Origin of the sequence: Bradyrhizobium sp. 76 (assembly GCF_023073025.1) — a bacterium.
Lineage (GTDB): Bacteria > Pseudomonadota > Alphaproteobacteria > Rhizobiales > Xanthobacteraceae > Bradyrhizobium.
Map to the genome: position 1 here is coordinate 1 of NZ_JADPIS010000020.1, position 9786 is coordinate 9786.

A 9786-nucleotide genomic window follows, 5' to 3' on the forward strand; every position below is an offset into this window, starting at 1 on the left:
TGCCGTCCTCCCAAAACACCACCTCCCCGAAAGTTCGGTGGACGTCGATGCCAATCACCCGTCGCATTCGCACCTCCTGCCAATCAGACCACATGACGGGAGCTGCGGGCGACACGACAACTACGGATTCGCGCTCCCAGCGCAACCGGGCGAGTCGCAGAGGCGGCCAGCTACTAACTCGAGCTCTCAGCTCATCGTATGCATCGGCCTGCCCGCACATCGTGCTCCCGGTGCCTCTGTCCCGATGGTCGCACCATACGCCACGATGTAGAAAACCGCAGCGGAACGTTGGCACCGAGACATCTCATACCGGTTACCAACCCCATTGAAAGCACCTTCGCCACCGTGCGCCACCGCACGATCGATCGAAGGGCTGCCTGTCCAACAGGACCGCGCTCGCGATGGTCTTCAAACTGCTGGAAGCCGCGCAGAAAAGCTGGCGCCGTCTCGATGGCCACAACCAGTTGCCAAAACTCGTTCTCGGTGTGACATTCAACGACGGGATCGAGGTCATCGCCAAGCCGACCGACCGTCAGCCCAAAACCGCCGCCGCCTGACCGGCCCGGCCGTCACCAAAATTTGGCGATAGCTCCCGTCGAGTGACGGTTGCCTTCAATGCACTGAGGCGCATTCTCCAGATGTCGTACTATTGAGCCACAATTCGCCGCCTGCGTCCTCAGTTTTCGTCCCGGCGACGCAGCTCCGTTCCGGAAATTCGCCGACAACATCGCGCGAGGTTCCGGGGGCGGAGTTCGGGTCAGGAGTTCACATGCAGAGGCGTGCAATTGGACTGTAGGCGCCGATAGGCCGTCGCATTTTTGAGGTTGGCGGTGCCAAATGGGCGTGACGGGTGATGAGCCTGAAGAAGCGGTCGACCTGGTCGAGGCAGGAAGGATAGGGCAGAAGAGAATGTGCCAGCGCGGACTTCGGGCGAGCCAGCTCCTTGGATGCTTGTGGTGGCGCGGTCGGCAACGACGAGATGAATGTCAAACTGGGCCGGCAAATTGGTTTTGATGTGCCTTTGCAAAAAGGAACGCAACTGCTGGTGATTGCGCGGTCTGTCATCTTTTCCAATCGGACGCCTTGCCTCTTTGAAGGCGGAGGGACCCCTGAAGTCGCCGCGCATTCCTGGATTCCCGCTCGCCAAGAACCGTCATTACCCAATCAAGTGAACGCTCTGAGAGCACGCCTGCTCGCCAGCAGATGGAAACGCATGACGATGAGCCCCGCGTAGATGGTCGTCACGATTGACAAGCCAATCCAAATGCCAGTCGCACCAAGCCCGATCTTCAACCAAGCACGTAGCCAAGTGAGAAGCCGATTACCCACCAGCCAATGCCGACGAACAGAAGCGGCACCCGAGTGTCCTGCAGTCCGCGCAGACCGCCCGCCGCAATGCTCTGCGCGGCATCAGTGACAAAAAGGCTCGCGGCGACCACAAGGAGCTCTGCAGTCAATCCGATCGTCGCGTCGGCATCTTCGGCCGATTTGTCCAAAAACAGCTCGGCGATCTCAAGCCGCGCGACGATCACCGCAACGGTCAGCAAGGCAGCGATGAGCGTACCGAGCAGCGTCGCGACCAGACCTGCCCGCTTGATGCCGGGACCGTCGTTGCGGCCGACCGCATGGCCAACGCTTACGGCCGCCGCCATGCTGATGCCGAAAGCGATCATGGATGTAATCATGGTAATCTGAAGCGCGATCTGATGAGCCGCGAGTGCACTGGTGCTGATCAGGCGACAGGCGCGCCGCAGCCGACAAAACCTCTGTACTGCATCAGGGAGGCGATTGAAATCTGAGTTCCGATGACGATCAGCTGTCGCAAGAAGGGCCAATCCAATTGCCAGAGATCTGCAAGCACGTGGTAGTTACGGAAAGGACGACGCATTGTAGCAAATCACAAACCGGCCAGGAGCATCGCATAGTTCACCAGCGTGCTCGCAAGCGCCGCAGGGAACAGCTCAGGCCGGGCAGCCCGACACGAGCACGGCAGAGAGGGATTGCCGCCAGCCTGATCCACAAGATCGGCTCCGGCCGGTTGACCGCGCCGATGAAATTACGGATGGCCTGCAGCCATAGCGCCGGCACTACGCCACAAGGCCAGTCCAAACAGAGCCGTCCATAGGCCCGTGCGCAGTGCGCGCGGTACCATAGCAAGATTCCCGGCCCATACGCCTGCGCCGCCAAAGGTGCGATCGGCGCCACCAGCCCCGCGTCAATGGTGAACCTGACGAGATAGAGCGTGACGGCCAGGCGGCCGCAGCGAGTGCCTCAGGCCCGATGTGCCCGATGAAGGCAATATCCGCCGTCATCCGCGACCTGCGCAAGCTGGGTCAACACCATCGGCCACGCGAGCTTCACAGTTTCGTTGAGCTCGATCGTGAAGTGTTGGCCAGCCGCCCTTCTCGTGCTCTGCCGCAAAACTGATACTGGTTGTGCTTCGATTATTTGTCCATGGAAATCTAGCTACTAGGTTTGCCCCGGCCGCAAACGACTCCTTGTTCCGCCGAAATGATGCTCGTTTTCGCCCTGAAGTCGCGATGTCCGGCCGATGCGGGATCAGTCCGGCCGGGCAGCTGCGCCTCACAGAGGAGGCGCGCATCGGCCTGGGCTTACCGTTAACCCTGTGGTTCGGCGACTGCTCGCCCGCTGATGCGCGGCTTCATCAGCGCCACCGCCAGCGCATCGACTTTTTGCCGCAATTTAAGCGCAAAGGCGGCAGGCGGCTGGCAGAATGGTCGGTCATCGGCACCGCGATAGGTGCGGGGTGGACCGCAATCGAGGCTTAGTCGATCACCTTGACGAAAGCGAGCGCGACAGTGACGCTCGCGAGTCGCAATCGAACGCGACGCATACGTGAACTGAGAGGCTATGATCTTCTGAGCCATCACTACTTTCTTTGAGCATGCCATGCTGGATGACAGCTCCTTGAAGGCTCGTGCCAACTGCGATAGCTTGATTTGTAATGGCTATTTGCTTTGGCGGGCGTGTCCTCCTCCGACAACATGTCGAAAATCCCACAGTCGGCATCAAAGACGAGCCCAAAGCCCGCAGACATCCCGCAAATCCTGCACCAGGAATCCCAATAGACGGACGCCGATATGACGACCCTCCGAGCTCGCCAGCGCCGCAAATCGGCTAGACTGAACTCTCGACTCGAGTGGCAATAATCGCTGCGCGCAAGACAAAGGCGTCGCTTGCCTGAAAGGGTATGGCTTCGACGCGTTTTCAATGGCCAAAGGCCGTGGCCCGTTCGTCGAAACAGCCTTCATCACAGGATCGCGAATAAGCGCACTTATGAGCGTCTTCTTAGAGCGGCTGAATGAACGATTGGCCAGCCCGCCGCGCGCAAGACTTGGGACCGCGGCGATCAAGCCTCTGGTGTAGTCGGTACTCGGATTGAGGAATATCTCGTCCCTGGTGCCGGTCTCGACGACGCGCCCTTGCGCATGACGATGACGCGATCGCTGAGATGGCGGACAAGGCCGAGATCATGCGAAATGAAGATGTAGCTCATGTTAAGATGCGCCTTCAGACCGGCAAGCAGGTCCAGCACTTGTGCCTGGATTAGGAAGACGAGCGCTGAGACTGGTTCATCACAGACGATCACGGCGGGCCTTGGAGCGATCGCGCGGGCGATCGCAACGCGCTGGCGCTGACCGCCCGAGAGTTCAAGCGGTTAGCGATCCAGGAACGCTGAGGATAGTCCCACCAGGTCAAGGAGCTGGACGACTCGTGCATCACGCTCGCCCCTGGTCAACACGTCATTGGCGGGTCTATCGGATATGATGCGTCCCACAGTCCAGCGAGGATCAAAGGAGCTGAGGGGATCCTGGTAAATAGCCATGACAGCCCGGCGCCACGTCCTGCGCTCGCGATCAGTGAGCGTGGTCCAGGCCTGACCTTGAAACAGAACGGCCCCGCCGTCGGGTAGCTCGAGCGCCAGCGCCATTCGTGCCATCGTCGACTTCCCAGATCCGGACTCGCCGACGACGCCCAGAGTCTCGCCAGATCGCAGCTCAAAGGAGACATCGTCGACGATTGTCCGCGGCACGCCATCTGGCCCTTTGAACCGCTTCACAAGGTTTGTCGCGCTGAGCACGACCGGAGGCAATGTCGATGCGCGGGTAATTGCTCCAGAGAGCGTGACTGCGGCCGCGGCGGCCGTGCAGCGGGCAATAACGATAGACGAGAGCCTCGCGGGCGAGCAGATGGCACTGCATCCAGAAGCTGGGGGGTATAGGCGTGCTGCAGCTCCTGGAAGACGTGTCTGCCGATCCGCGCTCAAGGACCTCGCCTTCATGCATGACCAAGACCTCGTCAGCTATCCGGGAGACCACCGCCAGATCATGGCTGATGAAGATGAGCGCGTTGCCCCGAACCTTGCTCTCTTCCAGCAATCCCAGCACCTGTGCCTGCACAGTGACGTCGAGAGCCGTGGTCGGCCCGTCGGCGATCAGGATGCGTGGATTGACAGTGTGGAGCAGAACTTTGGCACCAGCTAGTTGCAAGCGTGGGCACTATGGAATGCGACGGCAACATCAAATAATGCGATCGAATGCGCTTATTTTTGTGATGTATTTCGTGAGAACTGGCAGCACTATCCGACCCTCGTGGCTCGCAATGCCTTCAGGGCCTTTATCCGGTCCTGCACACCGCGGTGTCTGAGTTCGCCACGTTTTTGCCAAGAGGTGCCGACATACTCCGTGCAGGGCAGAGAGTGCGTGGTGCCCACAGCCTCATAGCCGAGTGCGCTGACTACACATGAAAGCCGGCGTGGCCGCGCCGCTAGCCCAGGCCAAGCTCAAAATAGCGCGACACGACCTCACTGCTCTGGTCGACGCGGATCGCGCCGGGACTCCTACCTCCTTGCAGGCGCTTTCCAGGATCGCCAGGCCGTTGCTGCCGCCGAAGGTGAACCGGGGCTGCAGGGCCGGCGAGAAGCCATTCGATCCAAGCAACCCCTTCCCGGTTGGCGCCATCGTCGCCAGTAAGTCAACAGATGCTGTTCCTCATGGGAAGTCAGCACCCATTCATTCGGCGCCGCGTGCCCGACATCTTGGTCCAATGCCGGCTCATTCATTTAAGGATACGCTGCGAGTTCGCTATCTCGCTATCTTTTGTCGAACTCGAGACAATAGAAGGGTTATAGCCAGTGGTTTGATTGCCCGCCAAATGGCTGCTTTGGCGCATGAAAGCTCGTGCGATTGTGGCCTGGAATGTGCGGCGGATCCGCGTTGATCGCGGTATTTCGCAGGAGCAATTGGCTTACGATTCGGATACCGACCGCTCATACATGGGCGCTGTTGAGAGGCAAGACGCGACTCCATCAATCGATCTGCTCGATCGGGTCGCTGAAACACTCGGTGTCCATTTGTCTGAGTTCTTTGTCCAACCGCCCAAAGGAGCAACGTCCTATGAGACTTTGCCCAAAGGTCGCAAGCCGGCTCGTTCACATCACAGGAAGAAATAGCGCGCTGCTCGCATTGGTTCGCGGAAAACATTTGCAATTTGGTGTATCGGAATTTTGAAAGGCTGCGAAGCGGAAGGCTTCACCCAGGAGAGATTCGCCGAAGCTACCGGGCAATACATCAGCGGGCGGAAGTTTCGACCCAATCCCGCTGTGGTGACCCTGCTCGAACCGCCCGGCCCACATAGACGCAAGTGGCTGCGAGCGCTTTCGTTTGAGCGGCTGGCCTCAGCGACGATGCGGTCGCCCGGCCCCCAGGCTCGCGTGATGATCTAGCCCTGGAAGTCGGGGCCCGTCTCCTGAAAGTACCAATGGTAGCCGTGTCACTTCGAGCCCCGCGACTACCGCGCCTCGATAGCGATCTGAAGGCCGAAGACGATCGGCGATGCACCCGCTTCTCCGCGGGCCGGAGCATTCGCAACTTGGCCAATTGATCATTGACGCTGCGCGCGCCATCTCCGCTGAAATGGGCTCTCTGCACGCAATTGAAGCACTCGTATCAAGTTAAGATAGTTCTATGCGCAAGCCAGAGAATCCAGCTAGAGGACCGCGCGGGCTCGTGAAGCCTTTTCACTTGCGTGATGCACATCGTACGAGTGGCAATCTCGCGTAGAGTTGAGGCCGCTTGGCCGCGCTCTCACAAATGCCGTTCGGCAGCATCCAGGATTTGCTCGCGGCGCCCTACGCGTTCAGTCGGCCCCCGGGACTGATTTGCAGTTCTTCCGCAGGCTGCTTCGAAGAAGCCATCCCGTCTCATGCTTTGGCGGCCGCCTCACACAGCCCCAGGGTAGCGTTCGTGTCGATCTCGATGGCACAGTCGCTGCCGACGACGCGGGCCAGTTCGCGCAAAGTTCCGAACGACGGCTGCCCGCCGAGCGGCTTCAACCGGTGTGCCTCATCACGGTCTCGCCCGAGGAAGTGCCGGGCCCGCATTGGCCGGAAGCCACAAAGAGGCCGCTGCTGGACTTATCCAGGAGCGGCCTGATTCGTGGGAGGAAGCAGACCAGCCCGGTCTGCCAGCGGATCGGCACTCCAGAGAAGTCGGCAATAGAGCGTTGGCCGGAGTTGACCCATCGGGTGTCAGTTTCTAAGTGAAAACATTCGGCAGCCAGGACAGGTCGGCGCGTGCTCACATCTAGACGGGGTTGAAACCAGGTATCAGATCGGTGAATTCCATAGATGAGTAAAATCGGGTACAATGGGCGAAAGTGACAGGCTGTCGGAAAACTTACCACGCTTCTACCGGCCACCCGTAAAGGCGCATCATCGGAAATCTACGCACGATCTTTGCGCAATTTGCCGAAAGGCTCCATGCTCGTTGTGGCCTCCTTGCCTATCATCGACTGGAATGACTGTCTGCTGCGAGATTTTCAAAACGTCTCCAAAGGTGCGCGCCGCCACATGTACGCGGCGATCACTTTTCAACGGCCGATATTTCCGACTACGTGGAGTATCTGTCCCACTCGGGTGCTTCAGAACACCGGGCGCAACTGGCGAACCTGTTTCGCCAGGCAGGATTTCGTGGCGAATCCGGACAAACTCCATTACCTATGGAGCGCGGCACGGGATAGCGCTGGCACTCAGTTCGATCTGGCAGCCGGAGACAAAGTCTTCGTCGAAGCGGCCACCTACCATGGCATGAAGTCGTACGCACATTTGGCTAAGCTCTAGCTGGTCGGCGGCCGATGGCGGGGGAAGGACTGCTTGCGGGCCGTTCGACAAGGCGGCCGGGGCCGGACGGCGCGCGCGTTTTCGCGCCTCCGACCATACAGAGTCCGAGGGCGAGGATTACGAGCGCGGGCGCCGTCGCGAGATCGCACGGAAGCGGGACATCCTGGCCGTCGAGGATGACGCCTATTGGTCCTGACGAAGCCAGCGAGCCGCTTGCGTCGATGGACGCTGAAGCGTGTGTTTCGGCATGGAATAAGGACCCCGCGTATTGCCGCATCAGCAAATGTTACCCTGATGGCACGGATGCGAGGTCGACTGATCGGCCGCGCCAGGTAGCTTTCCCGGCTTGCTCGACGAAAGGGGCTGTGGGCGGGTCGGGCCCTACATAGCCCGAGCCGTCCACAACCCCGGGCGATGGAGCGGCGGTCGAGGCATCCGCAAGCGGCCGCTCCGCGACCAACTGCTCGGCCGTCTTTTGTCTAAGCGCCCTTAGCAGGCGCTGCACGATCGAATGCTGTCTCGCCCCGAACTCCTCGGGGTGAGTCTCGCTCAGCCGACCGACGATTGTGAGCGCCGTTAGTTGCGGCTGCTCCGCGAGCCAGCCCTCGATAGCAGCAATATGCGGGTCGAGCTTGGACGGCATGCGAACCCTGGTTTTATAGGGCCGACGAGTCCGCCGGTGCGTGGCACGCGGCTCGCCGGCGGTCACCCTCTTGCCGAGCGTCTTCGCGAACGTCGCCGCGGTCACCGGCGCGTTGCTCGTGTGAGCGGATTGCAGGCCACGCGCCTGTCCGGCACGACGATCGACGCGATTGCCGAGTTCGTTCTGGGTTGCGCGAATCTCGGCCAACAGCGCGACCGGATCGAGCGAGCGATACTGATCGCGCAGCCGTTTCTTCACGGCGGCGGTCACCTTGGGATGCGCCAATGCACGCTCATAGGGCGTCGATGGGAGATGATAGCGTTTGATCACCTTCGCCCCTTCGCGGCGCTTCTCCTTCAGCTTGAACGACGGCTGGAAGAAGTTGACGTAGAGCCGTGCCGCCGCATAGAGGCGGCCCATCACACGGGCCGTCTCGACGCCATCGAAGCGGCCGTAGCCCATCAGGCGACGGACGACGGCACCATTCTTCTGCTCAACGAACGCCTGATCGTTCTTCTTGTACGCGCGCGAGCGTGTGACTTCGAGCTTCTGTTCGCGACACCATGGCACGACGACATCGTTCATGAAGGCGCTGTCGTTGTCGAAGTCCACGCCGCGCAACAACCAGGGGAACAGGCTCTGTGCCCGGTTGATCGCCTCGACGACGAGTGAACCTTCCCGCGTCAACAGCGGCAGGCACTCCGTCCAGCCCGTGGCGACATCGACCATCGTCAGGGTCTGGATGAACGAGCCAGCCACCGACGTGCCGCCATGGGCGACCATGTCAACCTCGCAGAACCCGGGCGGCGGGCTGTTCCAGTCATTGAACGTGCGGATCGGGACCTCGCGCCGGATTGCCGAATAGAATCCGGCACGGCGCCGCCTGCCGCCGCTCGCCGCGATCTTCACTTCGACGAGCAGGCGATCGATGGTCGCGGCGCTGATGACCAGAACACGCTCACGGTCCGCTTGGCCAAGCCGCAATCGGCCATGTTGCTCGAGCGCCGGCAGCAAGGTCGGGATCATCACCTTGAGCCGCTTGCCGCACACGCGATCGGACGCCTCCCACAGCGCCGTCACCGCGTCCTTGATCGGCGCACCATATCTACGCTTGCGCTCTCGAGCTGCCTCGACGGCGCCGGGCCCAACCGGTGCGCGTCGTCGGAGCGCGCGCACCGCATGCTTGCGATGCCAGCCCGTCATCGCGCACAGCTCGTCGAGGATGCGCCCCTTCTCCGCCCGTTTGGCCGACCGGTAACGCTCCATCACCGCCGACAACACCTCGCGCCGCGCACCCATGCTGATCTTTCCCGCCATAGAGGCCACCGAAACAATTTGGTGGCGCTGCTGCAGTCATCGGCGAGAAGTTTTCCAGTAACATTTTGAATGAGGCAATGCGCCCCGTTTTCGGGGTGATCGGCATCCAATCGGGGCTCTGACGCATATTCGATGATAGTGATTGTTTTTATGGCGCGCCAATCAGCCTAGCCTGAAGGAGATCGAGCTTAGCGCGCCCGTACATTTGCCGTTTGACCAGCTTGAGCTTGGTGATCTGAGCTTCCACTTGGCCATTGGACCATGGTTGCGTGATAGCCGCGTGCACCGCGGCCTTATCGTTGGCAATGCCATTCGCGAACGAGGCAATGAGGCTCCGCTTGGAGTCATCAATCCAAGGTTCGAGCTCCATCTCGGCCTTCTTTCGGATCATCGCGTGGAAGCGGCCAACGAGAGCTTGGGCATCGGCCAGCATAGGAACGTTTTGTTCGATGACCGCAAGCGTGACGGTCTCGGCCTTGGTTAGGTGGTCGCGCTTCGTCGTCATCAGCTGCGCTATCGTCCTGGCGGCGGGGACCTTCTGCAATTGTTGATGGCTGATAGTCTCGGCACGTCGCCGTCGCGTCGCCCATTCCGCCACGACGCGCAGCGATCCCTTGAAGCCTTGTCCCTTCAAGCGGCGCCAGAGCTCGGCACCGTTGCGACAGCCGACTGACCACTGCGCGTC

Annotated in this window: 9 protein-coding genes and 2 pseudogenes; 5 read left to right on the plus strand and 6 right to left on the minus strand. The window is 60.7% G+C overall.

From position 1 onward, the window contains the following. Nucleotides 1-315: 315 nt before the first annotated feature. Together IVB48_RS07100 and IVB48_RS07105 are read left to right on the plus strand one after the other, a co-directional pair. Nucleotides 316-557 (plus strand): annotated as a pseudogene (locus IVB48_RS07100) (IS256 family transposase); the annotation flags it as partial. 386 nt (nt 558-943) lie between these two features. Further along, complete coding sequence (locus tag IVB48_RS07105) at nt 944-1234, plus strand: hypothetical protein (protein WP_247398874.1); 291 nt, start codon at nt 944-946, stop codon at nt 1232-1234. Nucleotides 1235-1289: 55 nt separating this feature from the next. Here IVB48_RS07105 and IVB48_RS07110 read toward each other — a convergent pair whose 3' ends face one another. The 3 genes and pseudogenes from IVB48_RS07110 to IVB48_RS07120 form a co-directional block, all read right to left on the minus strand. Continuing rightward, entirely contained in the window at nt 1290-1685 is a 396-nt protein-coding gene (locus tag IVB48_RS07110) for an MATE family efflux transporter (RefSeq protein ID WP_247398888.1), read from the minus strand. A gap of 933 nt (nt 1686-2618) precedes the next feature. Continuing rightward, a complete protein-coding gene (locus tag IVB48_RS07115; protein ID WP_247398876.1) occupies nt 2619-2888 on the minus strand; it encodes a hypothetical protein in 270 nt (89 codons plus the stop codon). 482 nt (nt 2889-3370) lie between these two features. Then, nucleotides 3371-4102: pseudogene (locus IVB48_RS07120) on the minus strand (dipeptide/oligopeptide/nickel ABC transporter ATP-binding protein). Between IVB48_RS07120 and IVB48_RS07130 the strand changes: the two are divergent. Beyond that, a complete protein-coding gene (locus IVB48_RS07130; RefSeq protein WP_247398893.1) occupies nt 4068-4505 on the plus strand; it encodes a hypothetical protein in 438 nt (145 codons plus the stop codon). The pseudogene IVB48_RS07120 and the gene IVB48_RS07130 sit on opposite strands and share 35 nt — an antisense overlap. A gap of 686 nt (nt 4506-5191) precedes the next feature. Continuing rightward, entirely contained in the window at nt 5192-5473 is a 282-nt protein-coding gene (locus tag IVB48_RS07135; protein WP_247398878.1) for a helix-turn-helix transcriptional regulator, read from the plus strand. Between the two features lie 750 nt (nt 5474-6223). On the opposite strand, the gene IVB48_RS41135 is transcribed toward IVB48_RS07135, so the two are convergent. Further along, the gene (locus tag IVB48_RS41135; RefSeq protein WP_256468873.1) at nt 6224-6355 is read right to left on the minus strand and encodes a hypothetical protein; all 132 of its coding nucleotides are present in this window, start codon (nt 6353-6355) and stop codon (nt 6224-6226) included. A gap of 426 nt (nt 6356-6781) precedes the next feature. Here IVB48_RS41135 and IVB48_RS07140 point away from each other — a divergent pair, with 426 nt between their 5' ends. Further along, nucleotides 6782-7141, plus strand: a complete 360-nt coding sequence (locus tag IVB48_RS07140; protein WP_247398880.1) for a hypothetical protein — start codon at nt 6782-6784, stop codon at nt 7139-7141. 286 nt (nt 7142-7427) lie between these two features. Here IVB48_RS07140 and IVB48_RS07145 read toward each other — a convergent pair whose 3' ends face one another. Together IVB48_RS07145 and IVB48_RS07150 are read right to left on the minus strand one after the other, a co-directional pair. After that, nucleotides 7428-9083 (minus strand): transposase family protein, encoded by a 1656-nt coding sequence (locus IVB48_RS07145; protein ID WP_247398882.1) that lies wholly within the window; start codon nt 9081-9083, stop codon nt 7428-7430. A 166-nt stretch (nt 9084-9249) separates the two neighbouring features. Continuing rightward, on the minus strand, nt 9250-9786 hold a 537-nt coding region (locus tag IVB48_RS07150), incomplete at its 5' end, for a transposase (RefSeq protein ID WP_247398885.1).

Bases quoted from the DNA above. Each gene is read 5' to 3' on its own strand.
- IVB48_RS07140 (WP_247398880.1), top strand. From the start codon at position 6,782: ATGCTCGTTGTGGCCTCCTTGCCTATCATCGACTGGAATGACTGTCTG.
- IVB48_RS07115 (WP_247398876.1), bottom strand. From the start codon at position 2,888: ATGGCTCAGAAGATCATAGCCTCTCAGTTCACGTATGCGTCGCGTTCG.
- IVB48_RS07135 (WP_247398878.1), top strand. From the start codon at position 5,192: ATGAAAGCTCGTGCGATTGTGGCCTGGAATGTGCGGCGGATCCGCGTT.
- IVB48_RS07110 (WP_247398888.1), bottom strand. From the start codon at position 1,685: ATGATTACATCCATGATCGCTTTCGGCATCAGCATGGCGGCGGCCGTA.
- IVB48_RS07145 (WP_247398882.1), bottom strand. From the start codon at position 9,083: ATGGGTGCGCGGCGCGAGGTGTTGTCGGCGGTGATGGAGCGTTACCGG.